Source organism: Phenylobacterium glaciei (assembly GCF_016772415.1).
In the GTDB taxonomy this organism is placed as follows: Bacteria; Pseudomonadota; Alphaproteobacteria; order Caulobacterales; family Caulobacteraceae; genus Phenylobacterium; species Phenylobacterium glaciei.
Genome location: NZ_JAGSGD010000002.1, coordinates 192,123 through 216,469, shown reverse-complemented (window position 1 = coordinate 216,469; position 24,347 = coordinate 192,123). Strand labels below are relative to the sequence as shown.

At 68.0% G+C, this 24,347-nt stretch carries 21 protein-coding genes; 14 read left to right on the top strand and 7 right to left on the bottom strand.

What is annotated here, in order from left to right; translation table 11 throughout:
• Window positions 1-34 precede the first annotated feature (34 nt).
• Window positions 35-436 carry a phosphoribosyl-AMP cyclohydrolase gene (gene hisI / locus JKL49_RS19875; RefSeq protein ID WP_215343171.1) on the top strand — a complete coding sequence of 134 codons (402 nt, stop codon included), beginning with the start codon at window positions 35-37 and terminating at the stop codon, window positions 434-436.
• Window positions 433-1,059, top strand: coding sequence for a LysE family translocator (locus tag JKL49_RS19870; RefSeq protein WP_215343170.1), 627 nt, complete (start codon window positions 433-435; stop codon window positions 1,057-1,059). Before hisI ends, JKL49_RS19870 begins: the two co-directional genes overlap by 4 nt.
• Here JKL49_RS19870 and JKL49_RS19865 read toward each other — a convergent pair.
• Complete coding sequence (locus JKL49_RS19865; RefSeq protein WP_215343169.1) at window positions 1,056-2,738, bottom strand: alkaline phosphatase D family protein; 1,683 nt, start codon at window positions 2,736-2,738, stop codon at window positions 1,056-1,058. The genes JKL49_RS19870 and JKL49_RS19865 overlap by 4 nt on opposite strands.
• Window positions 2,739-2,804: 66 nt before the next feature.
• On the opposite strand from JKL49_RS19865, the gene JKL49_RS19860 reads away from it, so the two are divergent.
• The 3 genes from JKL49_RS19860 (at window position 2,805) to rpoH (ending at window position 5,226) form a co-directional block, all read left to right on the top strand.
• On the top strand, window positions 2,805-3,122 hold the full coding sequence (locus tag JKL49_RS19860; protein WP_215343168.1) for a ferritin family protein: 318 nt from the start codon (window positions 2,805-2,807) through the stop codon (window positions 3,120-3,122).
• A 19-nt stretch (window positions 3,123-3,141) separates the two neighbouring features.
• Window positions 3,142-4,134: an RluA family pseudouridine synthase gene (locus JKL49_RS19855; RefSeq protein ID WP_215343167.1), complete on the top strand. Its 993-nt coding sequence runs from the start codon at window positions 3,142-3,144 to the stop codon at window positions 4,132-4,134.
• Window positions 4,135-4,329: 195 nt separating this feature from the next.
• Window positions 4,330-5,226 (top strand): RNA polymerase sigma factor RpoH, encoded by an 897-nt coding sequence (rpoH, locus tag JKL49_RS19850; RefSeq protein WP_215343166.1) that lies wholly within the window; start codon window positions 4,330-4,332, stop codon window positions 5,224-5,226.
• Window positions 5,227-5,285: 59 nt separating this feature from the next.
• Here the strand turns inward: rpoH and JKL49_RS19845 are convergent, their stop codons facing one another.
• Together JKL49_RS19845 and JKL49_RS19840 are read right to left on the bottom strand one after the other, a co-directional pair.
• Window positions 5,286-6,119 (bottom strand): response regulator, encoded by an 834-nt coding sequence (locus JKL49_RS19845; protein WP_347340428.1) that lies wholly within the window; start codon window positions 6,117-6,119, stop codon window positions 5,286-5,288.
• A gap of 113 nt (window positions 6,120-6,232) precedes the next feature.
• On the bottom strand, window positions 6,233-7,522 hold the full coding sequence (locus JKL49_RS19840; RefSeq protein WP_215343165.1) for an adenylosuccinate synthase: 1,290 nt from the start codon (window positions 7,520-7,522) through the stop codon (window positions 6,233-6,235).
• Window positions 7,523-7,739: 217 nt separating this feature from the next.
• Here JKL49_RS19840 and JKL49_RS19835 point away from each other — a divergent pair, with 217 nt between their 5' ends.
• The 3 genes from JKL49_RS19835 (at window position 7,740) to JKL49_RS19825 (ending at window position 11,279) form a co-directional block, all read left to right on the top strand.
• Entirely contained in the window at window positions 7,740-8,159 is a 420-nt protein-coding gene (locus JKL49_RS19835; protein WP_215343164.1) for a VOC family protein, read from the top strand.
• Complete coding sequence (locus tag JKL49_RS19830) at window positions 8,156-9,133, top strand: threonine ammonia-lyase (RefSeq protein WP_215343163.1); 978 nt, start codon at window positions 8,156-8,158, stop codon at window positions 9,131-9,133. Before JKL49_RS19835 ends, JKL49_RS19830 begins: the two co-directional genes overlap by 4 nt.
• Window positions 9,134-9,266: 133 nt before the next feature.
• Complete coding sequence (locus JKL49_RS19825) at window positions 9,267-11,279, top strand: ATP-binding protein (protein WP_215343162.1); 2,013 nt, start codon at window positions 9,267-9,269, stop codon at window positions 11,277-11,279.
• Window positions 11,280-11,377: 98 nt separating this feature from the next.
• Here the strand turns inward: JKL49_RS19825 and JKL49_RS19820 are convergent, their stop codons facing one another.
• Genes JKL49_RS19820 through JKL49_RS19810 form a run of 3 tightly spaced genes read right to left on the bottom strand, consistent with a single transcriptional unit; the run spans window position 11,378 to window position 17,063 of the window.
• Window positions 11,378-14,518, bottom strand: a complete 3,141-nt coding sequence (locus JKL49_RS19820) for an efflux RND transporter permease subunit (RefSeq protein ID WP_215343161.1) — start codon at window positions 14,516-14,518, stop codon at window positions 11,378-11,380.
• Window positions 14,515-15,630: an efflux RND transporter periplasmic adaptor subunit gene (locus JKL49_RS19815; protein WP_215343160.1), complete on the bottom strand. Its 1,116-nt coding sequence runs from the start codon at window positions 15,628-15,630 to the stop codon at window positions 14,515-14,517. The genes JKL49_RS19820 and JKL49_RS19815 overlap by 4 nt, the downstream gene beginning before the upstream one ends.
• Window positions 15,631-15,632: 2 nt before the next feature.
• Window positions 15,633-17,063, bottom strand: coding sequence for an efflux transporter outer membrane subunit (locus tag JKL49_RS19810; protein WP_215343159.1), 1,431 nt, complete (start codon window positions 17,061-17,063; stop codon window positions 15,633-15,635).
• 291 nt (window positions 17,064-17,354) lie between these two features.
• Between JKL49_RS19810 and JKL49_RS19805 the strand changes: the two genes are divergently transcribed.
• Both JKL49_RS19805 and JKL49_RS19800 read left to right on the top strand, forming a co-directional pair.
• Window positions 17,355-19,010, top strand: coding sequence for a M28 family metallopeptidase (locus JKL49_RS19805; protein WP_215343158.1), 1,656 nt, complete (start codon window positions 17,355-17,357; stop codon window positions 19,008-19,010).
• A 14-nt stretch (window positions 19,011-19,024) separates the two neighbouring features.
• Window positions 19,025-19,828, top strand: a complete 804-nt coding sequence (locus JKL49_RS19800; protein WP_215343157.1) for a DUF72 domain-containing protein — start codon at window positions 19,025-19,027, stop codon at window positions 19,826-19,828.
• A gap of 77 nt (window positions 19,829-19,905) precedes the next feature.
• On the opposite strand, the gene JKL49_RS19795 is transcribed toward JKL49_RS19800, so the two are convergent.
• On the bottom strand, window positions 19,906-20,214 hold the full coding sequence (locus JKL49_RS19795) for an energy transducer TonB family protein (RefSeq protein ID WP_215343156.1): 309 nt from the start codon (window positions 20,212-20,214) through the stop codon (window positions 19,906-19,908).
• 238 nt (window positions 20,215-20,452) lie between these two features.
• Between JKL49_RS19795 and JKL49_RS21285 the strand changes: the two genes are divergently transcribed.
• From JKL49_RS21285 to JKL49_RS19775, 4 genes are all read left to right on the top strand, one after another.
• Complete coding sequence (locus tag JKL49_RS21285) at window positions 20,453-22,420, top strand: methyl-accepting chemotaxis protein (RefSeq protein WP_347340427.1); 1,968 nt, start codon at window positions 20,453-20,455, stop codon at window positions 22,418-22,420.
• Between the two features lie 121 nt (window positions 22,421-22,541).
• Window positions 22,542-23,453, top strand: a complete 912-nt coding sequence (locus JKL49_RS19785; protein ID WP_215343155.1) for an SDR family oxidoreductase — start codon at window positions 22,542-22,544, stop codon at window positions 23,451-23,453.
• Window positions 23,454-23,512: 59 nt separating this feature from the next.
• Entirely contained in the window at window positions 23,513-23,893 is a 381-nt protein-coding gene (locus JKL49_RS19780; RefSeq protein ID WP_215343154.1) for a hypothetical protein, read from the top strand.
• A gap of 27 nt (window positions 23,894-23,920) precedes the next feature.
• On the top strand, window positions 23,921-24,331 hold the full coding sequence (locus JKL49_RS19775) for a hypothetical protein (protein ID WP_215343153.1): 411 nt from the start codon (window positions 23,921-23,923) through the stop codon (window positions 24,329-24,331).
• Window positions 24,332-24,347 lie beyond the last annotated feature (16 nt).

Here is a 24,347-nt window from a genome sequence, read left to right as displayed (position 1 = left end):
AGCGCGACGGACCTGATCGGCGCCATATGCCCCCATGGCCAAACCTAGTTTCCCCACCGCGACCACCAAAGAAATCCTCGAACGCGGCGACCTGCTCGCGCCACGGTTCGACGCCGCCGGCCTGATCCCGGCCATCGCCACCCATGCCGAGACCGGCGAGGTGCTGATGCTGGCCTATATGAACGCCGAGGCCCTGGAGCGGACGCTCGCCACCGGCGAGGCGCACTATTTTAGCCGGTCGCGCAACGAGCTCTGGCACAAGGGCGCCACCAGCGGCCAGATCCAGCTGGTGGAGGAGGTCCGGATCGACTGCGACCAGGACGCCATCCTCTTGAAGGTGACGCCCGAGGGCGACGGCGGGGCCTGCCATACCGGCTTCCGTACCTGCTTCTACCGGGTGGTGGAGAACGGCAAGCTGAAGGAACGGCTGCCGTGACCATCCTCCAGGCCCTGCTGGCGTTCACCGTCGCGGCAGGTCTGCTGACCCTGACGCCGGGCCTGGACACCGCGCTCATCCTGCGCACCGCCGCTGTCGAGGGGCCCAAGCGGGCGCTGCTGGCCATGGTGGGGATCCTGGCCGGCTGCTTCGCCTGGGGCGGGCTGGTGGCCTTTGGCCTCGGCGCCGTGCTGCAGGCCTCGGCCATCGCCTTCAACATCCTGAAGTGGGCCGGGGCGGCCTATCTGGTCTGGCTGGGGATCGGTCTGATCCTGCGACCCCGCGACAGCTTCGAAGTCGCTGACGCGCCGGCCATGAAGGGCGGCGACACCGCCTGGATGCGACGGGGCTTCCTGTCGAACATGCTGAACCCGAAGATGGGGGTGTTCTACGTGTCGTTCCTGCCGCAGTTCCTGCCGGCCGGCGTGCCGGCCGCGCCCTTCATGCTGTTGCTGACCACCATTCACGTCCTGCTGGGCGTCGTCTGGCTGGGGCTGCTGATCGCCGCCACCCAGCCGATCGCACGCGTGTTGAAGCGCGCCGCCGTGGTGCGCTGGCTGGACCGAGCGACCGGCGGCGTCTTCGTCGCCTTCGGGTTGCGTCTGGCGCTGGACCGCCGCTAGACGGCGACCGGCGCCGACAGCCCACCCGGTTCCGGCGTCACCTTGAAGGTCTTCACCACCCGGGTTTCGAAGGTGGGTTCGGTGATGTTGGAGACCGCCATAAGCTCGCCCTTGGCTTCGGTGGGGGTCAGGGTCAGCAGCACGAACCCCTTCGCGGCCTGGTCGCTGAACACGACCTCCTTGTTGGCGCTCGCGAAAACCTCCCCGATCGGGAAGGCGGTCAGAACGTCACCGGCGCCGGGGCTGGTGATGCCTGTCGTGCCGAATTCCACCCCGGCGCGCGCGCCCGCCTCATCGAACAGCTCGTTGACCCAGAACGCATGGCTGTCGCCCGACAGCACGATGGCCCGGGCCTGGGCGGCCTTGACCGCCGCATAGACCCGCTCGCGGTCCACCGGATAGCCGTCCCACATATCCAGGCCATAGGGCAGGCCCAGCTTGGAGAACTCCTCCAGCCGCGTGATGCGCTTCCTGGCGGGTTCGGACGAGGCGGCGAGCGCCCTGGCGTAGGCGGCCTCTCCCATCTCCTTGCGGGCGCTGGGAATGCCCAGGCGGGCCATCACCACCTCGTTGCCCAGCACCTGCCAGGTGCGGCCAGAAGCCACCGAGGCCTTCAGCTCGCCCGCCAGCCAGCCCTCCTGCTCTTCCCCCATCATCCGGCGATAGGGGTCGGCGAGTTTCTTGCGGAAGGCCGGCAGGTCGGGCTTGCCATCCATGCCGTTGAGGTCCTGGTCGTAGGTGAGCTGCTTGTCTCGGGCCGTCAGACGGGTCTCCAGCATCATCAGGCTGGCCAGGTCGCCGAAGTGGAAGGTGCGGTTGATGGCGAAGCCGCCATCCGCCGGCTCGCGGATCGGCATCCACTCGTAATAGGCCTTGATGGCCCGGGCCTTGCGCTCGTTCCACGGGCCCTCGTCGATGGGGGTATGATTCTCGGCGCCGGACATGAAGCTGTCATTGGCGGTCTCGTGGTCGTCCCAGACCACGATCCAGGCGGCCTTGGCGTGGGCGGCCTGCAGCTGGACGTCGGACTTGTACTGGGCGTGGCGGGTCCGGTAGTCGGCCAGGCTGAGGATCTCGTGGTTGGGCTCGTGGGCCCTGTGCCAGGCGACCTTGCTGTCCATGCCGTAGGAGCCGGGGCCGCCGTACTCGTAGATGTAGTCCCCCAGGTGCAGCACGGCGTCGACGCGCGGCAGGGAGACGATGGCGCTATAGGCGTGGAAGTAGCCGTTGGGATGCAGCGAGCAGGAGGCGACCGCCAGGACGACGTCGGTGGTCTTGCCCACCGGCAGGGTGCGGGTCCAGCCGGGCGGCGAGACCACGCCATTGGCCTCGAATTCGTAGGTATAGTGGGCGCCCGGCTTTAGGCCACCGACATCCACCTTCACGGTGAAGTCGCGCGCCGCACTGGTGACGCCCTCGCCGGTCAGGGTCTTCACCCGCCGGAACAGGCCGGGCTTGTCGGTGGGGGTGATGCGCCAGCGATAGGCGATCTCGCCGGCGCCGGCTTCGGCGGGCGTGATGCGGGTCCAGAGCATGACGCGGTCAGCCAGGGGATCGCCCGAGGCGACGCCGTGCTTGAAGGCCACGGTCCCGGCATAGCGGGTGGGCGCCTGGGCGAAGGCCGGCGCGGCGATACCAAGCCCAAGGAACGCAAGGGCCGAACGTCTATTGATGCTCATGATCTTTCCTGCTCGCGATCTCGATGTCGCATGCCATAGAGCAGGGAGTTACGACAGGAGCATGAGATGTCCAGCGAAGGCCTTCACGTCCCGCGCGAGAAGCTGTCCAGGAAGACCCTGAACATGCACTACGCCATCACCTCGCTCATCGAGGAGCTGGAGGCGGTGGACTGGTACCGGCAGCGCGCCGACGACTGCGACGACCCCGACCTGAAGGCCATCCTGCTGCACAACGCCCATGAGGAGATCGAGCATGCCTCGATGGCTCTGGAGTGGATCCGCCGCAACGACGATCAGTTCGCCGAGCAGCTGAAGGAATTCCTCTTCACCAAGGGCTCGATCACCGGCCACGAGGAAGAGGCGAGCGACAAGAGCGGACTGTAGTCATGGGCCGGGTGGCCGTATGAACACTGCCGACGACGAAGAGGTTCTGGTTGGCGACATCCTCGCCCTGACCCTGACGGCCGAGCAGGCCGGCGGGCGGCTGGACAAGACCCTGGCCGAACACCTGCCGGATCTGTCGCGGGCCCGCATCCAGGCGCTGATGGCGGCGGGACAGGTCACCCGCGAAGGCAAGGTGCTCACCGACACCTCGGCCAAGGCCCAGGCCGGTGAGTATGAACTGCTGATCCCGCCGCCGGAGGCCGCCGAGCCGCAGGCGCAGGCGATCGCGCTCACCGTGCTCTATGAGGACGCCTACCTGATCGTGGTGGACAAGCCGCCGGGGATGGCCGTCCATCCGGCGCCCGGCACGCCCAGCGGCACGCTGGTCAACGCCCTGCTGCATCACTGCGGCGACTCGCTGTCGGGCATCGGCGGGGTGGCGCGGCCGGGCATCGTCCACCGTATCGACAAGGAAACCTCCGGCGTCGTGGTGGTGGCCAAGACCGACGCCGCTCACCAGGGGCTCTCGGCCCTGTTCGCGGCCCACGACATCGACCGGATCTATGTGGCCCTGGTGCGTGGCGCGCCGACGCCGCCCAAGGCCACCATCGTCACCCAGATCGGCCGCTCCTCCACCGACCGCAAGAAGATGGCGGTGCTGAAGTCGGGCGGCCGCGAGGCCATCACCCACTATTCGACCCGGACGGTGTTCGGTCAGCAGAAGAAACCCCAGGCCGCCCGGCTGGAATGCACCCTGGAGACCGGCCGCACCCACCAGATCCGCGTGCACCTGGCGTCCAAGGGCAGCCCCTGCCTGGGCGACCCGGTCTATGGCTCGGGCCCGCCGACTCCGGCGGTAAGGGACGCGATGGCGCAGGCCGGCCTGACCCGCCAGGCCCTTCATGCCGCCGTGCTGGGCTTCGTCCATCCGGTGACCGGCGAAACCCTGCGCTTCGAGAGCCCCCTGCCCCCGGATATGGCGCAGCTGGAAGCTTTGCTCTCAGCCCTGTGAGAAAGCTTGCGGACCCGGCGCCTTGAAGGCGCCACCGCTGGGGAATAGAAATACCTGAGTTGAGCAGTCGGACTTAAAGGTCGTCCTCCCAGCGCCCTTCCGCACACGAAACCCAATACCTATCTAGTTGGTTGAGGGGGCGGACGGACGCGCGCGGTCTAAGCGCGGCGACCCAGATGTCCGGGAAATAGGGGATTGAAATCCATGGCCACGAACGCGCTGTCCGTGATGTCGCCCGATGGCGGCCTGAGCCGGTATCTCACCGAGATCCGGAAATTTCCGATGTTGGCCAAGGATGAGGAATTCATGCTGGCCAAGCGCTGGAAGGAACATGAAGACCCGGAGGCCGCCCACCGCATGGTGACCTCCCACCTGCGCCTGGTGGCCAAGATCGCCATGGGCTATCGCGGCTACGGCCTGCCGATCGGGGAAGTGATCTCCGAGGGCAATGTCGGCCTGATGCAGGCGGTGAAGAAGTTCGAGCCCGACAAGGGTTTCCGCCTGGCCACCTACGCCATGTGGTGGATCCGCGCCTCGATCCAGGAGTACATCCTGCGATCCTGGAGCCTCGTGAAGATGGGCACCACGGCGGCGCAGAAGAAGCTGTTCTTCAACCTGCGCAAGGCCAAGAGCCAGATCAGCGCCTTCCAGGACGGCGATCTGCACCCGGACCAGGTGGCCATCATCGCCACCAAGCTTGGGGTGCTGAACGAGGAAGTCATCTCGATGAACCGCCGGCTGTCGGGCCCCGACGCCTCGCTGAACGCGCCGTTGCGCGTGGACGGCGACAGCGAGTGGCAGGACTGGCTGGAGGATGAGACCTCCGTCAGCCAGGAGACCCAGGTCGCCGAGAACCAGGAACGGACCCAGCGCATGGGTCTGCTGGAGGAAGCGATGACCGAGCTCTCCGACCGCGAGCGTCACATCCTGACCGAGCGGCGCCTGAAGGACGATCCCTCGACCCTGGAGGAGCTGGCCTCCGAATACGGCGTCAGCCGCGAGCGGGTGCGCCAGATCGAGGTACGCGCCTTCGAAAAACTGCAGAAGTCGATGCGGACCGCCGCGCAGGAACGGAACCTGGTCAACGCCTGATCGGAACCAGCTGAGCCAAACGAGCCCTTCCCGGAAACGGGGAGGGCTTTTTGCTGAGCCTAGATCGAGACCACCGCACGGTCGGACGGTTTACGGCTGAGCTCCTCAGCCGGCAGCAAGGCCAGCAGCGGAGCGGCCTTGCGGGCGACTTCCTCGGGGATCAGCACGCCACGGTCGGCGGCGGCGGCCAGGTAGCGCTGGAAGTCGGCTACGGTGGTCACCAGCTTCAAATCACCCACCGCCACGGCGGCCTTCTGCAGGTCGGCGCCCTGCGCCTGCATCGAGCGCAGGGCCTGCTTCGGATCGCTGGCCGCCGCCGAGACCGCGGACTTCAGGATCTTCAGCGCCTGGGTGATACGGGCGGCGTCCGGGGTGGTCTTGATATCTGAGCGGCGCTTGAGCTTGCCGGTATAGTCGCCCGAATTGAACCGGCGGCGGTCGGGGCCGATATAGTCCACCGCCTCCACCCAGTCGCGGGGCCGCAGGGTGACGGCCTCCAGGCGGCGCAGCAGGTCCTTGGCGGTGTAAGGCTTGCGCAGGAATTCATGCACCCCGGCGTCGCGGGCGCCGAGGATGGCGGCGGCCGTGGCCGTCGCGGTGACCATGATGATGGGCGCCTGACGGCAGTTCATCTCGCTTCGGCGCACCCGGCGGGTGAAGTCCACCCCATCGACATTGGCGCCGGTGAGCTCGACGAAGATCAGCTGCGGATTGACCTGCTCGGCGGTCTCCAGGCCCTTGCGGTTACTCGGCGCGTTCCAGAGATGGCCTGCTGAGATATTGCGCATCAGGTCGGCCAGCAGACGTGCGCTGGCCGGCGCCGGATCAACGATCAGCACTCTCTGCAGCATGGGGACCATGCGCTGAATCAGCTTGTATTCTTCGTTGAACACGAGGCCGGAGGACTCCTGGAAACTTCCCCCAATATGGGCCGCGTGGGTAAAGAACGCCTTGACGGAGTCCCCGGATCGCCGCGGCGATCCGCCGCGGCGAAGGACCCGCTTCGTCAGTCCTGGAAGGGATCGCGCATCATGATGGTGTCGTCTCGCTGCGGGCTGGTGGAGACCATGGCGGCAGGCGCCCCGATCAGTTCCTCGATGCGGCGCACATACTTCACGGCGTTGGCAGGGAGGTCTTTCCAGGTGCGCGCGCCGGCGGTGCTTTCGCTCCAGCCCTCGAGCTCTTCATAGACCGGCTCCAGAGCCGCCTGGTCGCGCAGGCCGGCGGGCAGGTAGTCGATGTCCTGGCCGCGCAGCTTGTAGTGGGTGCAGACCTTCAGGGTCTTGAAGCCGTCCAGGATGTCGAGCTTGGTCAGCACGATCCCCTGGATGCCGCCGACCGCGATGGACTGGCGCACCAGGGCCGCGTCGAACCAGCCGCAGCGGCGCGGGCGGCCGGTGACGGTGCCGAACTCGTGGCCCCGCTCGCCGAGCAGACGGCCGGTCTCGTCGTGCAGCTCGGTGGGGAACGGTCCCTCGCCGACCCGGGTGGTGTAGGCCTTGACGATCCCCAGGACGTAGCCGCCGGCGTGGGGGCCGACGCCGGCGCCCGCCGCAGCCTGGCCGGCCACGGTGTTGGACGAGGTGACGAAGGGATAGGTGCCGTGGTCGACGTCCAGCAGGGTGGCCTGAGCGCCTTCGAACAGCACGCGCTGGCCGTCCTTGATCGCCTGGCCCAGCACCCGCCAGGCGGGCTTCACATAGGGCATGACCTTGGGCGCGACCTCGAGCAGCAGGGCCAGAATCTCGGCGGGCGTGACCTCCGGCAGGTCCAGGCCCTTACGCAGGGCGCCGTGGTGGGCAAGCAGGCGCTCGATCTTGGTCTCCAGCGCGGCGGGATCGGCCAGGTCGGCGAAGCGGATGGCGCGGCGGCCGACCTTGTCCTCATAGGCCGGGCCAATGCCCCGGCCTGTGGTGCCGATCTTGCCGGCCCCGGCGCGGGCCTCGCGGGCCTGGTCCAGGTCGCGGTGCAGGGGCAGGATGAGGGTCGCGTTATCGGCCAGCACCAGGATGTCGGGGTTGACCTTCAGGCCCTGGCCCTTGGCGCGCTCGATCTCGTCCAGCAGGGACCAGGGGTCCACCACCACGCCGTTGCCGATGATCGACAGCTTGCCCTGCACCACGCCCGAGGGCAGCAGGGACAGCTTGTAGGTGGAATTGCCCACCACGATGGTGTGGCCGGCGTTATTGCCGCCCTGGAAGCGAACCACGACGTCGGCGCGGTTGGCCAGCCAGTCGATGACCTTGCCCTTACCTTCGTCGCCCCACTGGCCGCCGATGACTGTGACATTACCCATGGAATACGGTCTCCCAGCCCGCCGAGGGGATCCAACCACGCCCTTCGACAGGCAACTCGGCGGGTGGACTTGACCGATTTTAGGAACCGCGACCGGGCCTCGCGGGCGCCAGGGTCGTGTTCGTCGGGTGTAGAGCATCCAGGCGCCCCCGCCGTCAAGGCGCGGCTGGCGAAATCGGCGCTTCGCCAGGCCGCCGGCTTGGGTCTATGAGGCGAACATGACCCTGCCCCGCTTCCACCTCGCCTTCCCCGTCCGCGACCTCGAGGAGGCCCGCGCCTTCTACGGCGGCCTGCTGGGCTGTCCGGAGGGCCGGTCCAGTCCCGACTGGATCGACTTCGACTTTTACGGCCACCAGATCGTCGCCCACCTGTCTCCGGACGAGGGGGGCCACCAGTCCACCAGCGCCGTGGACGGCGAGGACGTGCCGGTGCGCCACTTCGGGGCGATCCTGACCCTGCCGCAGTGGGAGGAGATGGCCGCCAAGCTGAAGGCCGCGAACACGACCTTCGTCATCGAACCGCAGATCCGCTTCAAGGGCGAGCCCGGCGAACAGGCGACCCTGTTCTTCCTCGACCCGTCCGGCAATGCGCTGGAGTTCAAGGCCTTCGCCGATGACGCCATGGTGTTCGCCAAATGAGCGTGACCCTGGCCGACATCGAGGCCGCCGCGGCGCGGATCAAGGGCCATGCGATCGAGACGCCGCTGATCGAGAGCCCGGCGCTGAACGATCGCCTGGGCCGCCGGGTGCTGATCAAGCCCGAGACCCTGCAGCGGGTTGGGGCCTTCAAGTTCCGGGGCGCCTATAACCGCCTGGTCCAGCTCGACGCTGAGGAGCGCAGAGCCCGTGTCGTGGCCTTCTCGTCTGGCAACCACGCCCAGGGCGTGGCGCTGGCGGCCAGACTGCTGGGCATCCCCGCCCTGATCGTCATGCCGGCTGACGCGCCCGCCGTGAAGGTGGAGGCCACGCGGGGCTATGGCGCGGAAATCCGGCTCTATGACCGGCTGACCGAGGATCGGGTGGCCATCGCCGCAGAGATCGCGTCGCAGCGGGGTTCCGTCGTGGTTCCAGCCTTCGACGACCTGGACATCATCGCCGGCCAGGGCACGGTCGGCCTGGAGCTGGTGAGCCAGGCCAAGGCTCGAGGCGTCACACTCGACGTGGTGGTCTCGCCCGTCGGCGGCGGGGGCCTCATGGCCGGGCTCTCAACGGCTGTGAAGGCGCTGTCACCGAGCACCGCCCTGGTGGGGGTCGAGCCAGAGGGTTTCGACGACACTCTGCGCTCGCTGAAGGCAGGGGCGCGTCAGACGCTCACCCCCACCACCCGCTCGCTCTGCGACGCCTTGGAAACACCGGCGCCAGGCGAACTCACTTTCCCGATCCTGCAGCGGAACGTCGCGGACATCGCCGTGGTCAGCGACGCCGAGGTCTCCGACGCCCTGCGCTACGCCTTCGCCACCCTGAAGCTGGTGGTGGAGCCGGGCGGCTGCGTGGGTCTCGCCGCGCTGCTGGCCGGTAAGGTCAGGAGTTGGGGCGACGGCACGACCGGCCTGGTGCTCTCCGGGGGCAATGTTGATCCGGCCCTGTTCGCCGAGATCCTGGCCGGCGGCTAGCGGCGTCCTTGCCCCCGGAACGGTGCGGCGCTTTGTCTCCCGGCGTTAAGCTTCGCCTTAACCCCGAATTGACCGCCAAGGGGAAAGATCGCCGTTTGACGCAGGCTCTACCTACGCCCGGACGGGGATCTTCGTGGCCGAACGCAATTCAGAGCGCCCAGGCGCCGAAGGGCTGACACCGGCCGCCCGCCTGAACAACCTGCCGGCGACCTGGAAGCTCACCCTGGCTTTCGCTGTCGTGCTGTCGGCCATCGCCGCCATGGGCGCGGTCCTGGCGATCAATCTCCGCGTGGTCCAGCAGGCGGACGCCGCCGACAATCACGCCCACAAGGTCGCGGCCACCGCCAGCAGCGCCCTCTTTGTCCTGACCCGTCAGGAAGACTCGCTGCGCGGCTACATCATTTCCGGTGACCCCTTCTATGCCCGGCGTATCGCCGACGACCACCGGCCCCTGTTCCAGGCGCGCATGACCGAACTGGAGCGGCTGGCCGCCGGTGACCCCATGCTGCTGGGGCAAATTGACCAGGCGCAAGCGGCCTATGACATCTGGAACGAATGGGCGGTCGTTCGCGCCCTGGAGCTGGCAGGCGTCCGAGGCACCAGGTCCCTGGCCGCCGAGATGGTCGGTCCGGCCAGCCCCGCCGACGACCTGATCGCGCCAGCCGAACGGGCCCTGGAATACATCCAGGCGCAAAGCCAACGGGCGGTGGAGACCAGCGGTGAGCGCAAGACCGAGGCGATGCGCGCCATGGGTACGGCCTTGACCCTGGGCGTGCTGTTCGCGGCTCTCAGCGCCGCGGTCATGGGCCTGGCGCTCCGGCGCAGCATGGCCAATCCCATTGTGCGGCTGACCGAGGTGATGAAACGCCTGGCCGGCGGCGACCTTTCGGTCTCGATCCCGGCTGTCGAACGGCGCGACGAGGTTGGTCTGATGGCCAAGGCGGTGGTCACCTTCCGCGACGCCGCCGTGGAAAAGCAGCTGCTGGAGGCCGAGGCGGAGCTGCGCCGGGAGGAGGCCCAGGCCCTGTCGCTGCAGGCCCAGGCGGCCAACCACGCCAAGTCGGAATTCCTGGCCACCATGGCCCATGAGCTTCGCACCCCGCTCAATGGCGTGCTCGGGCTGGTGGACGTCATGGGCCGGACCGATCTGACCCCGGCGCAGAAAGAACACCTGGCCACGATCGGCGCGTCGGGCCGGGCCCTCGTCAGCGTGGTCAACGACGTCCTAGACATCTCCCGGATCGAGGCCGGTAGCCTGGAGGTTCTGCCCGAGCCCTTCGACCTGGACCGCCTGACCGGCGATCTGGCCGCGATCTACGGCGCCATAGCCGCCGACAAGGGCCTGGCCTTCGCCTTGACCGTGGAACCCGCCATCCAGGGCTGGAGGATCGGCGACGCCGCGCGGTTGCGGCAGATCGCCGGCAACCTGATCTCCAATGGACTGAAGTTCACGCAGGCTGGAGAGGTCCGCGCCGCCTTCGCCCTGCGCGGCGATCAGATTGTGCTGGAGGTCAACGACACCGGGATCGGCGTGGCCTCCCACCAGCAGGCCGCGATGTTCGACCGCTTCGTCCAGGCCGATGGGTCCTCGACCCGACGCTTCGGAGGCGCGGGCCTGGGCCTGGCGATCTGCAAGGAATTGTCGGAACTGATGGGGGGATCCATCAGCTTCACCAGCGAGCTGGGGGTGGGCTCGACCTTCACCCTTCAGGTTCCCATGCCCGCCTGCGCGGCGCCGGCCGAGGCGCAGGACGCCGCGCCCATGGACGACAAGCTGCGCATCCTGGTGGTGGACGACAACGCCACCAACCGGCTGGTGCTCTGCGCCCTGCTGGAGCAGCTGGGCCTTGCCGCCGAATGCGTCGTCAACGGGGTCGAGGCGGTGGCCGCCTGGGAGGCCAAGGCCTGGGACGCCATCCTGATGGACATCCACATGCCCGAGATGGACGGCGTGACCGCCACCTCAAGCATCCGCCGGCGCGAGATTGAGCTCGGACGCGACAAGACCCCGATCATCGCCGTCACAGCCAGCGTGCAGCCCGAGGAAACCCGGGGATACCTGTCGGCCGGCATGGACAACTGCGTGCCCAAGCCCGTCGACACCCGCGTCCTAGTGAGCGCGCTCCAGGGCGTCCTCGCCGCGTAGAGCCTGATGGCTTCTCTCGAAGCCTGAAACAGGCTCTAAACACTTGAATTTAGGACACGATTCAACGATCAGACGATTCCGTCTGATCGCATCGTGCTCTAGAGCCGGTCCTCGGGCGCGGCGACCGCTGGGGCGTCGCGGGGGGTCACCAGCTTGGCCAGGCGCGGCCGCAGCCACATCTCGAAGTCATCCACCAGCTCGTAGACCACCGGCACCAGCACCAGCGACAGCAGGGTCGAGGTGATCAGGCCGCCGATCACGGCCACGGCCATCGGCTGACGGAACTCCGCACCCTTTTCCAGGGCGAAGGCGGTAGGAAGCATGCCCGCGGCCATGGCCATGGTGGTCATGACGATGGGCCGGGCCCGCTCTCGGCAGGCTTCCAGGATGGCGTCGCGCTGCGGGATGCCCTCTCGCTCTCGCTCGATGGCGTACTCCACCAGCAGGATGGAGTTCTTCGCCGCCAGGCCCATCAGCATCAGGAAGCCGATCAGCGAAGGGATCGAGAGCGAGAGGTTGAAGATCAACAACCCCAGGAAGGCGCCCGCGAAGGACAGCGGCAGGGCCGTCAGGATCACCGCCGGCTTGAAGAAGCTGCGGAACAACAGGACCAGAACGCCGTAGATCATCGCCACACCGGCGAAGAGGGCCAGGCCGAAGGAGCCGAACAGCTCCTGCTGGGCCTCCAGCTGACCGGTCTCGGCCGGAGCCACGCCCGGCGGCAGGTGCTTCATGATCGGCAGGGCGCGGACCCGCTTGTAGGCGTCCCCGAGCTCCGCGCCGTTCAGCTCGGCCTGGATGGTCAGCTGACGCTTGCGGTTGAGGCGGTCGATCTTGGCGGGACCCGCCTGGAAGCTGACATCGGCCACGGCGTCCAGCGTCGTGGAGCCCCCGGTGACGGTGGGGATGCGAAGGGCCTTGATCCGCTCCAGATCGGCGCGGGCGTCGGCGGGCATGCGGATGCGGATCGGAATGCGGCGCTCGCCGGCGGTCAGCTTGGCGACATTGGCGTCGATGTCGCCCACCGTGGCGACGCGGGCCACCTGGGCGATGGTGTCCACCGATACGCCAAGGCGCGCGGCCTCGTCGGCGCGGGGGCGGATCACCAGTTCCGGGCCGATCGGCGGGGCCGAGGCGTGCGGATCGGCGATGATGTCGATGGTCCGCATCTGCTTTTCCAGCTCCAGCGACGCGGCCGTCAGGGCGGCTGGGTCGTTGGAGGCGAGGATGGCCTGCAGGCCCGCCGACCCCTGGAAGTTCAGGAAGGTGATGCGGGCGTCGGGCACCTCGCGCAGGGCCTGGCGGGTCTGGGCCTTCAGTTCGTCGCCGCTGATGGTGCGGTGCTCGTCCAGCAGGACGGTGACCGTGCCGTTGCGCAGGTCGCTGCCGCCGCCGGCCCCGCCGAAGCCGGGACCTCCGGAACTGGCGGTGGAGCCCACCTGGGCGAAGACGGCCCGCACGCCGGGTCGGCCCATGAACACGTGGCTGACGCGCAGGGCGACGTCCTCCATGGCCGCGGCGCTCGCACCGGGGGGGCCTTGCAGGTCGACATAGATGTAGTCGGGATCGCCGGCCGGCTGGAAGCCTTGCGGCAGCATGGGCACCAGGAACAGCGAGCCCACGAACACCACGCCGCCCAGGATGCAGGCGACGATCCGGTGGTCGAGGGACCATTCCAGGGCGTTGCGGTAAAAGCCCTCGAAGGGCTTGCGCTCCACCGGGTGGCTGGTGGGCTTCAGCAGATAGGCGGCCATCAGCGGCGTCAGAAGTCTGGCCACCACAAGGGAGAACAGCACAGCCACGCAGACCGTCAGGCCGAATTCCCGGAAGAACTGGCCGGCCATGCCCTTCATGAAGCTGACCGGCATGAACACCACGACGATGGCCATGGTGGTGGCCACCACCGCCAGGCCGATGGCGTCGGCGCCCTGCAGGGCGGCCTTGAAGGGCCGCATGCCCTGGGCCACCCGTTTCTCGATGTTCTCGATCTCCACGATGGCGTCATCGACAAGGATGCCCACCACCAGGGTCAGGGCCAGCAGGGTCACGACGTTCAGCGAGAACCCGAACAGCTTCATGAAGAAAAAGGTCGGGATCAGCGAGATCGGCATGGCGAAGGCGGTGATCATCGTCGAGCGCCAGTCGCGCAGGAACACGAACACCACGATGGCCGCCAGCAACATGCCTTCCAGCAGCACGTGCTGCGTGGCGCGGAAGCTGGCGCGGGTCTCGTCGACGGAGGAGAAGATTCGGGTGAACTTCACCCCCGGGTGGGCCTGCTCCAGCTTGGCGATGGCCTTGATCACCGCGTCGTCGACGCCGACGTCGCTGGAGTCGCGGGTCTTCATCACCTGGAAGCCGACCACCGCCGCGCCGTTCAGACGCGCGAAGCCGCGCACCTCGCTGGAGCCGTCGCCGACCTCGGCCACGTCGGTCAACTTCACATAGCGTCCGCCGCCTGTGGGGATGGTCAGGTCGCGCAGGGCGTTGAGCGTATTGACCGCGCCAAGCACCCGCAGGGTCTGTTCGCGGCCGCCGATCGCCACCCGGCCGCCGGGCGCGTCGATGTCGAAGCCGCGCAGGGCGGTGTTGATCTGGGGCGCGGTCAGACCGCGGGCCGCCATCCGGTCAGGGTCGATGAGGATGTTGATCTCGCGGTTCACCCCGCCGACGCGGGAAATCTGGGAGACCCCCTTCTCGGTCTGGAGCTCGCGGGCGATGGTGTCGTCGATGAACCAGGAAAGCTCGGCGTCCGACATGGCCGGGGCGGCCACGGCGTAGGTCAGGATCGGCTGGCTATCCAGCTCCACCCGGGTGACCGTCGGCTCGTCGATCTCGCGGGGCAGTACCGCCCGGGTCTGGTCCATGCGCGAGCGGACCTCGTCGGTCTTCTTCTGCAGGTCCTCACCCAGCTCGAACTCGACATTGGTGGTGGAGACCCCCAGCGTCACGGTCGAGTAGATGTTCTTGACGTTGGAGATGCCGGCCAGCGCGTCCTCCACCGGCCGGGTGATCTGGGTCTCGATCTCGCCCGGCGCCGCGCCCGACTGGGTCACGGTGATGTTCACCATCGGGAACTGAACGTTGGGGAACTGCTTCACCGGCAGCCCGCCGTAGGAAATCATCCCGGCCAGGACGAGCGCGATGAACAGCACCACCACCGGGACCGGGTTGCGGATCGCCCAGGACGAGATCTGGAACCCGCGGCCGTCGTCGTGATCTTGCGGCGCGTGGGTCATTTTTTCGCGCTCACGGGTTTGGCCATGGGAACCGGGCCCTCGCTCGGACGCACCATGTCACCGTCCAGCAGGAAGGCCGCGGCGTTCAGCACCACGCGGGAGCCGGCCGGCGGACCCTTGATCAGGGACACCAGGCCCGAGCCGCGTGACCCGGTCTGGACGCTCACCCGCTTCACGCGGTTGTCGGCGCCCACCACCATCACGCTGGCGCCGTCGGCGTCGTAGCGGACGGCGGTTTCCGGCACGGCCAGGCTCTCGCCCACCACATCGGCGAACAGGGCGCGGCCATAGCCGCCGGAGCGGATGTCGGAGCGGACGGGCAGGTGGATGCGCACCGTGCCGAGCTTGGTCTGGGCGTTCACCTGGGGTGAGACCAGCCGCACATAGCCCTCGGCGCTGGTCCCGGTGGACAGCACGACGCTGGCGCGTTGGCCGGGCCGGACCCGGGCGAGGTCTTCCTCGGAAAGTTCGGCCAGCAGTTCGACCTCGCCGCCCTGGGCCAGCCGGAACCACGGGGTCGCGCCGCCGGCGGAAAGGTCACCCGGGCGCACATTGCGCTCCAGCACCAGGCCCGAGACCGGGGCGGTGACCGCCAGCTTGCTGGCCCGCGTGCGGGCGTCCTTGTAGGCGGCGGCCTGCGCGTTGGCGGTGGCCCGCGCGGCGCGGGCCTGGAACCGGCGCTGATCGAGCTGTTCCTGCGAGAGCACGCCCTGGCCGTCGAGGCCCTTCACGCGGGCCGCCTGGGCTTCGGCCTGTTCGGCCTGGATGGCGCTCTGGGCGGCGAGCGCCCCCTGCTGCTCCACCTGGGCGGCGATCAGCGCGCCGTCGAGCTGGACCAGGGTCTGGCCTGCGCGGACATATTGCCCGGCGTCCACCAGCACCCGGGCCACCCGGTATCCGGTGACCTCGGGCAGGACGGCGGCTTCTTCGCGCGGCGTCAGGACGCCTGAGGCGGTGAGCGAGCCGATGATCTGGCGAGGCTCGACCTTGACCACGCGCACAGCGCGGGCGCGCTGGCTGTCGGTCTCCTTGGTCACGGGCTTCTTGCCGCAACCGGCAAGGGCCAGGGTCGCGACCAGGGCGAGGATGAGGGCGGTGGCGGTTCTCGTCACGTCTAGCGTGCCTCTTGCTTGGCGAGCACGGGGGTGGCGGGCCAGCCGCCTCCGAGCGCCTTGTAGGTCTGGACGGCGCGGCGCAGGGCTTGAACCTGCGCGCTGGTCAGCGCCGATCGCGTCGAGCGCCAGGACTGTTCGGCCCCCAACGCGGTGGAGAGATCATCAAGACCGGCGGCGTAGCGGACGCGGCTGGCCTCATAGGCCCGCTCGGCGCGGAGCTCACCATCGGCCAGCAGACCGACGCGGCGGCGGTCGGAGTCCAGGCGGGTGAGCGCGCTGTCGGCCTCGCCATAGGCGGTCTGCACGGCCTTTTCATAGGCGATCACCGCCTGTTCGGTGCGGGCGTTCTGGGCCTTCAGGTCCTGCAGCAGCTTGGGGATCGACAGGATCGGCTGGGTGAGCCCGGCCCCGATCGACCAGTTGCGGGTGGTGGACTGGTAGCCCGGCTGCTCGGACCGCGAGAGGCCGATACCCGGCGTCAGGGTGAAGGTCGGGAAGAAGGCCAGCTGGGCGTAGGTCAGGCGGCCGGCCGCCGAACGCACGGCGGCCTCGGCCTGGCGCACGTCGGGGCGTCGGGCCAGCAGTTCGCCAGGCACCGTGGCGGGCACGGGCGGAATCTCACCGACACTGGCCGGTGTGGGGATGCTGGCCAGGGGATCGACGCCCCGGCCCACCAGCACCAGCAGGGTGCGACGGGTGGCCTTCAGCTCGGCCTCGAGGCTGGCGGCGTTTCCCTCGGCCTGGGCCAGGTCTCCGGCCACGCGGTCGGCTTCCGAGGCGGACCCCAGACCGCGCTCGGCCCGGAGGTTGGCGACCTGCTGCAGGCCGCGCTGGATGCGGGCGGTTTCGCGCGCATCCTCAAGCTGGATGGCCTGGCCGCGGGCCAGGAAATAGGTGTCGGCGATGTTGGCCGCCAGGCTGGCGCGCGCGCCCTCATAGCTGGCCTGCGCCTGGTTGGTGTCGCCCTTCGCGGCCTTGGCCACCGCGAAGATGCGGCCGAACAGATCGGCCTCCCAGCTCACATTGAAAGTGGCGCTGGAAGAGGTGCTCTCACCGTTGGTGGAGAAGCCCGGGATATTGACCACCGTGCCCGAGGTCTGGGTGGTGTGGGTTTCCCGTGTCGTGCCTGAGGCGGCGCCCTGGGGCAGGAAGGCGATCAGGGCGTTGGACGAGGTGGCGCGCGCCTCCGTCAGCCGCGCGGCGGCCGAGCGGGCGTCCGGCGCGCGGACCAGGGCGTCCTCGATCAGGGCGGTGAGCACCGGATCGTTGAACTGGGTCCACCAGCGGTCAAGCGCCGTGGCGTCAATGGTCGCAGGGGCGGACGGGGGCGCCTCGAAGGCGGTCGGTACGGCGATCTCGGGCTTGCGCGCGGAAGCGCACGCGGCAAGCGTGAGACAGGCCAGTCCGGCTACGAATGTGGCGGGGCGCATGATCTCTGTCGTTGTCAGACCGCGAATCGCCGCCGAGTGTATCGGCTTTGGGGAGGCGCGACGCGGTTAGCTGAAGCTTCCTTGATCATAGCAAGCCGTCCCCAAAATTGCAGAGGCGATACAAAGGGGCTTCGCCATAGCGAGTGGGGCGCATCTGTCACACCTTTTTCGACAAACTCGTTCAAGCTTGAATGACTTAACCATAACCTCGGTTTCCGGCGCGATCCTCTAGCGCCGCCGCATCGGCCTCGCTAGGGTCCCGGGCAAATTGGTCCTTGCCCGAGTGTATTCATGAAACAATTCCTCCTGGCCGGCGCTTCTGCGTGGGCTGTTTTGGCCCTCAGCCTTCCCGCCCAGGCCGGCGTCAGCCCCGCCAAGATCGCTGAGCACGTGAAAATCCTGGCCTCCGATGACTTCGAGGGCCGCGGCCCGGCCACCGCCGGCGAGGTCAAGACCGTCAAGTACCTGACCGAGCAGTTCAAGGCCGTCGGCCTGAAGCCCGGCGGCGACCTGCAGAAGGACGGCAGCCGCGCCTGGACCCAGGACGTGCCGCTGGCCCAGTTCGACAACAAGGACCCCATCAAGGTCAGCGTCACCGTGGGCGGCCAGGTCCAGACCTGGACCCAGGGCGACCAGATCGCCATCCGCGCCCCGCAGACCGGCGTCGACCACGTCACGGTCAAGGACGCGCCCGTCGTCTTCATCGGCTACGGTGTCAAGGCGCCCGAGCGCAATTGGGACGACTTCAAGGGTTATGACCTGAAGGGCAAGATCGCCCTGGTGCTGGTCAACGACCCCGACTTCGAGACCGGCGAGGGCGACTTCGGCGGCAAGGCCATGACCTATTACGGCCGCTGGACCTACAAGTACGAGGAGGCCGCGCGCCAAGGCGCCGTGGGCTTCATCGTCATCCACGAGACCGGCCCGGCCTCCTACGGCTGGAACACCGTCAAGAACTCCAACACCAACACCGTCTTCGACATCATCCGCGCCGACCCCACCAAGGCCCACGCCCCTATCGAGGCCTGGATCCAGCGCGATCCCACCGTGGCGCTGTTCAAGGCCTCTGGCCTCGACTTCGAGGCCCTGAAGAAGCTGGCTCAAACCCGCGACTTCAAGCCGGTGGACCTGAAGGGCGTCACCTTCTCCACCGACATCGACGTGGTGGCCAAGAAGATCGTATCGAAGAACGTGGCGGGCATCCTGGCGGGGACCAAGCATCCCCAGGAGAAGGTGATCTACACCGCCCACTGGGACCACCTGGGGGTCGGCCTGCCCGACGCCAAGGGCGACCGCATCTATAACGGCGCCCTGGACAACGCCTCGGGCACCTCGGTGCTGATCGAGATGGCGCGGGCGGCTGCGGCCCAGCCGCGCACCGAGCGCTCCATGCTGTTCCTTTCCGTCACCGCCGAGGAAAAGGGCCTGCTGGGTTCGGAATACTACGCCGCCAACCCGCTTTATCCGCTGGCCACCACCGTGGCCGATATCAACATGGACGGGGCGGCCACCAACGGTCCGTCGCGGGACTTCGGCACCTCGGGCGACGCGCCCCTGACCCTTCAGGACGACCTGATCGAGGTCGCCAAGGGCTATCACATGACCTACAGCCCCGACCCGCGTCCGGGCGCCGGCAGCTTCTTCCGCTCCGACCACTTCTCCTTCGCCAAGCGCGGCGTGCCGGCCATCTCCTTCGGCGGGGGCCAGGACCTGGTGACCGGCGGCAAGGCCCGCGGCGAGGCCCTGCAGAAAGCCTACACCACCGACAAATACCACCAGCCGGCGGACGAATATTCTCCCGACTGGGACCTTTCCGGCGCGGCTCAGAACGCCGACATGCTGCTGGTGCTGGGGACCAAGCTCGCCAATTCCCGCGAGTGGCCGGAGTGGAAGGCCGGGTCTGAATTCAAGGCCGAGCGGGACAAGACCGCCGCGGCGCGGAAATAGCGGGGTCGGGCGGCATGGCGCAGGCAGGTTACATCCGGGCCGGAATCGGGGGCTTCACCTTCGAGCCCTGGCGCGGAGTCTTCTATCCTGAGGGCCTCAAGCAGGCCGACGAGCTCGCCTATGCCAGCCGCCACCTGACCTCCATCGAGATCAATTCCACCTACTATTCGTCGCAGAAGCCCGAGACCTTCGCCAAGTGGAAGGCCGCGACGCCCGAGGGCTTCGTGTTTTCCCTGAAGGCCTCGCGGTTCTGCACCAACCGCAAGATCCTGGCCCAGTCGGCGGACTCGATCAGCAAGTTCCTGAACCAGGGGATCGTCGAACTGGGGGACCGGCTAGGCCCGATCCTCTGGCAGTTCATGCCCACCAAGAAATTCGAGCCCGCCGACTTCGAGGCCTTCCTCGACCTGCTGCCCAAGACCCAAGAAGGTCTGAAGCTGCGGCACGTGGTGGAGGTGCGCAACCCGAGCTTCGTGGACGTGGCCTTCGTGAGGATGTGCCGCAACCGCAACGTGGCGATCTGCGTCTCGGAGAACGACCGCTATCCGATGATCCCCGACGTCACCGCCGACTTCGTCTATGCGCGCCTGATCGACGGCTCCGATGACATCCCCACCGGCTACGCGCCCGAGGGGCTCGACAAGTGGGCCAGGCGGTTCACGGAATATGCGCAAGGCCGCTGCCCCGACGACCTGACGCCGGTGGACCGCACCGCCCCGGCCGAACAGCCGGTCGACGTGTTCAGCTACTTCATCCACGAGGGCAAGGTGCGCGCTCCGGCCGCCGCGATGGAGCTGATCTCCCGGGTCAATAAATAGAGCTGAAATACAAAACGCCCCCGGCCCGAGGGCCGGAGGCGCGAATTTGCAAGAATGAGAATTCTTGGAGCGGCGGTCTAGCCGCCGCCCGGGAAGCGCATCGGAACCTTCACGGTGCCGGTCTTCGAGCCCATCGGCAACGCTTCGGCGACGCAGAGCGCGGCCTTGTCGAAGCCCTTGTTCGGCTTGCTGTCCTCGAGCACCTTGCAGCCCGAGAGCTTGCCGGCGTCAGCGGTGCACTCCAGCATGACCATCGCCGCGTCCCGCGTGTTAGCGTTCTTCGTCAGGCAACGGCCCATGCTGTCCTCAAAGCTCCCAGCAGACGCCGAACCGGCGACCGCCAGAGCCAGGGCGCAACCGCCCAAGATCTTGATGATATTTTTCATGCCCCACTCCTTTCTAGATTTGGACAATCTCAGGATGAACTACCGGGGTTAAGAGAGTCTGATGCGGCGCGCCATAATCATGGTTAATAAATCGTGAATACTTGATTCACATTTTCGGAGTCTCTGTATATGTCGCGGAGGTCAGAAATCGTGACTAACCCCACTTCGGTGACGTTTGGTTAGCAACCTGGAGGCATGGTGACCGAGTCGCTAACCGTGTTTACGGGGGGAATATATTGTGAAGCGCTTCAGGCTCGTGGATACGCCGCTGATCATCAAGATCGGCTTCGCGCCCGCTTTCGCTCTCGTCATGCTGGCCTGCCTGGCCACCGGCGCCATCATCCTGCAACGCGTCCAGTCGGCCGAGTTGCGGCAGGTGGTCCAGGTGGACATGCCCAACAGCCTGCGCATGCAGAAGGTCTCTGAACGGATCACCGCCGTTCACGGCCAACTCTATTTCCTGCTGACCCACCAGGCCGCCTCCATCGAGGTCGAGAAGATCGAGGGCGACTCCCAGGCGATGCTGGCTGAGATCGACTCCATCACCAAGGAAGTCGAGACCGCCCGCAAGACCGCGCCCGCCGATCAGAAGAAGTCCTATGACGACCTGATCAAGGCCCTGAAGAACACCCGCGACGCCCTCGACGTGATCTGCGCCATGATCGGCGCCGACTTCGGCACCGCCGCCGGCTTCGCCGCGCCCTTCGAGGAGGAGTACTCGAAGATGAGCGGCACCCTCCACAGGATCGTGGACGCAGGCCAGAAGGTCACCGACACCAGCGCCGCCGCCAGCGCCGCCCGCGCCAAGACCGCCCAGACCACCACCCTGGTGGGCGCGCTCGCCACCCTGCTGATCGCCGGCGCCCTGGCGCTGAGCCTGACCCTGACCCTGCGCCGCGACGTCAAGAAGATCGCCGGCGCCACCGAGGCCCTCTCGCGCGGCGACAACAGCATCAATCTGGACGCCCTGGCCCGTAAGGACGAGCTGGGCGCCATCGTCTCCTCCCTGACCGTCTTCCGCGACAACCAGCTCCACCTGGAAAAACTGCGTCAGGAGAGCGAAGCCTCCGAGGCCTCCTCGGAAGCCGCCCGCCGTCAGAACGCCGAAGCCGCCGCGGCCATCGCCGAGGAACAGGCCAATGTGGTCACCAACCTGGCCCGCGCCCTCGATGCGCTCGCCGCCGGCGACCTGACCTACCGCGTCGACACCGAGTTCCCCGGCGACTACCGCAAGCTTCGCGACGACTTCAACGCCGCCGTGGCCAAGCTGGAAGAGGCCATGACCGCCATCGCCGGCGCCACCGCTTCCATCCAGTCCGGCGCGGGCGAGATCAGCCACTCGGCCGACGACCTGTCGCGCCGCACCGAGCACCAGGCCGCGACCCTGGAAGAGACCGCCGCGGCCCTCGACGAGATCACCGCCACCGTCAACAAGACCTCCGAAGGCGCCACCCACGGGCGCGAGGCAACCGCCTCGGCCAAGACCGACGCCGAACAGTCCGGCGAGATCGTGCGCAAGGCCGTCGTGGCCATGAACAAGATCCAGGAAGGCTCCAACAAGATCAGCCAGATCATCGGCGTGGTCGACGAAATCGCCTTCCAGACCAACCTGCTGGCCCTGAACGCCGGCGTCGAAGCCGCCCGCGCCGGGGAGTCCGGCAAGGGCTTCGCCGTCGTCGCCTCCGAAGTCCGCGCCCTGGCCCAGCGCTCCGCCGAAGCCGCCAAGGAGATCAAGGCGCTCATCTCGGCCTCGACCCAACAGGTCGCCGAGGGCGTGGGTCTGGTGGATGAGACCGGCAAGGCCCTGGAACGGATCGTTCGTCAGGTCGGCGAGATCTCCAACGTGGTCGGCGAGATCGCCGCCTCGGCCAAGGAAGAAGCGCTCGGCCTCGGCCAGGTGAACACCGCCGTCAACCAGATGGACCAGGTGACCCAGCAAAACGCGGCCATGGTGGAAGAGTCCACCGCCGCCAGCCGTGTGCTGGCCGACGAGGCCGAGGAACTGGCCCGACTGGTGGGCCGCTTCCGGGTCTCGGGCGCGCCCCAGGCCGCCCGCGCCACCGGCCGCGCGGCTCCCGCCGCGCCGGCTCGCCACGCCCCGGCCCACCGGCCGCAGGTCACGCAACACCAAGCTCCCGCCAGCCGCGGAAACACCGCGCTCGCCCATCGGCCCCAGGCTGAGGACGACAGCTGGGAAGAGTTCTAAAAGCACCCAGAGTTCTACGGGGACGTCGAAGGGGGATCGCTGCAAGGCGGTCCCCCTTTTCGTTTGACCGACCCGGCGTCAGCGGCGCGCACTTCTCTCAACAATAAGGAGGAGCGCGGCCATGGCCGAACTGACCCAAGACGACCTGATGTTCCGTCCCGGCCTGATGAAGGGCGAGCGGATTCTGATCACCGGCGGCGGCACCGGCCTGGGCAAGGTGATGGCCGAGGCCTGCCTGATCCTGGGCGCGCAGGTCTATATCTGCGGCCGCCGTGGCGGGATCGTGGAGGCCACGGCCAAGGACCTGATGGACGCCCACGGCGGCAAGGTGGTGGGCATCGCGTGCGACATCCGCGTGCCCGAGGCCATCACCGAGATGATGGACAAGATCTGGTCCGACGGCGGGGCGCTCACCGGCCTGGTCAACAACGCCGCCGGAAATTTCATCAGCCGCACCCAGGACCTCTCGCCGCGCGGTTTTGACGCCATCGCCAACATCGTCTTCAGGGGCTCGTTCTTCGTGACCCTGGACGCCGGCAAGCGCTGGATCGAGGAAGGCAAGAAGGCCTCGGTGGTCTCCATCCTCACCACCTGGATCTGGAACGGCGGCCCCTTCACCGTGCCGTCGGCCATGTCCAAGGCGGGTCTGGCCACCATGAGTCAGTCGCTGGCCGTGGAGTGGGGACCCTACGGCATCCGCTTCAACAACATCGCGCCCGGTCCCTTCCCCACCGAGGGGATGAGCGCCCGGCTCAATCCCGGCGAGCAGCGCAACGACGGCGAAGCCAGCCGCACCGGCAACCCCATGGGCCGGGTCGGCGAGATGCGGGAACTGGCCAACCTGGCGGTCTACCTGCTGCACCCGCTCTCGGCCTATGTGAACGGCCAGACCATCGCCATCGACGGCGCCGCCTGGCAGGCTTCGGGGGGCAATTTCTCGGGTCTGCGCGCCTGGACTGACGACCAGTGGAGCCAGGCCAAGGAGTCCATCCAGGCGACCAACGCCAAGGACCGCGCCGCGCGGACGGTGTGAGGTGGCGGAATTGAGAACATGGTTAACCGGGTCTTAAGGGCCGTGGGCGAGGATGGGCCATGCGCCGCGTCCTCGCCCTTCTCGTCCTGAGCCTGGCCCTGGTCAGCCCGGCCAGCGCGCAGAAGGCGCCGATCAAGGTGATCACGCCACCGCCCCCCGCCGCGCCCGCCCTGCGAGGACTGCAGTCGGCTGACTCTCCCGGCGTGCCGGCAGGTTCCGTGGCCGCCGCCGCGGCGGCGACCCTGGCCCAGAGCTCCATCCCGCTGCGGTCGCTCTCCGACATCCCCATCGCGGGTGACGCAGGGCAATGCCGGCTGTCCTGCGCCCAGTCCTATTACTTCTGCCTGGCCGGTGACGGCAGCGACGACTGCGCCCCTACCTGGGGCCAGTGCCGGGCGGCCTGCGATGCGCCGGGCGTTGCGGGCGCTGGCGGCGGCTGACATCCTGGGCGCTTAACGGAGCCCACCATGAAACTGCTGATCGCCGCCGCCGCTCTGCTGGCGCTTACCGCCTGCGGTCCCAAGCTTGCCGCCGGGACCAAGACCGCCGCCGCGCCGATCCCGTGTGCGGGCCTGCCCGAATATGCGCCGCTCTATCCAGGGGCCAAGATCACGCTGTGCACCCAGGGCGAAGCGGCCCCGGGCAAGATCGGCGGCGCCGTGGGCTTCACCAGCTCCGATGCGCCGGACGCCGTGGTGGCGCTCTACAAGGGCAAGGCCACCGCCGCCGGCCTGAAGACCGGCATGGATCTCGACCAGGGCGGATCGAAGGTGTTCTCGGCCATGGACGGCGACCGCACGATGCGCGTCCAGGCCCTGCCCGAAGCCAATGGCGGCGCCACCGCGATCCTCACCTGGGGCGCAGCCAAGGCATCCTAGTGGCTCGCAACGCGCA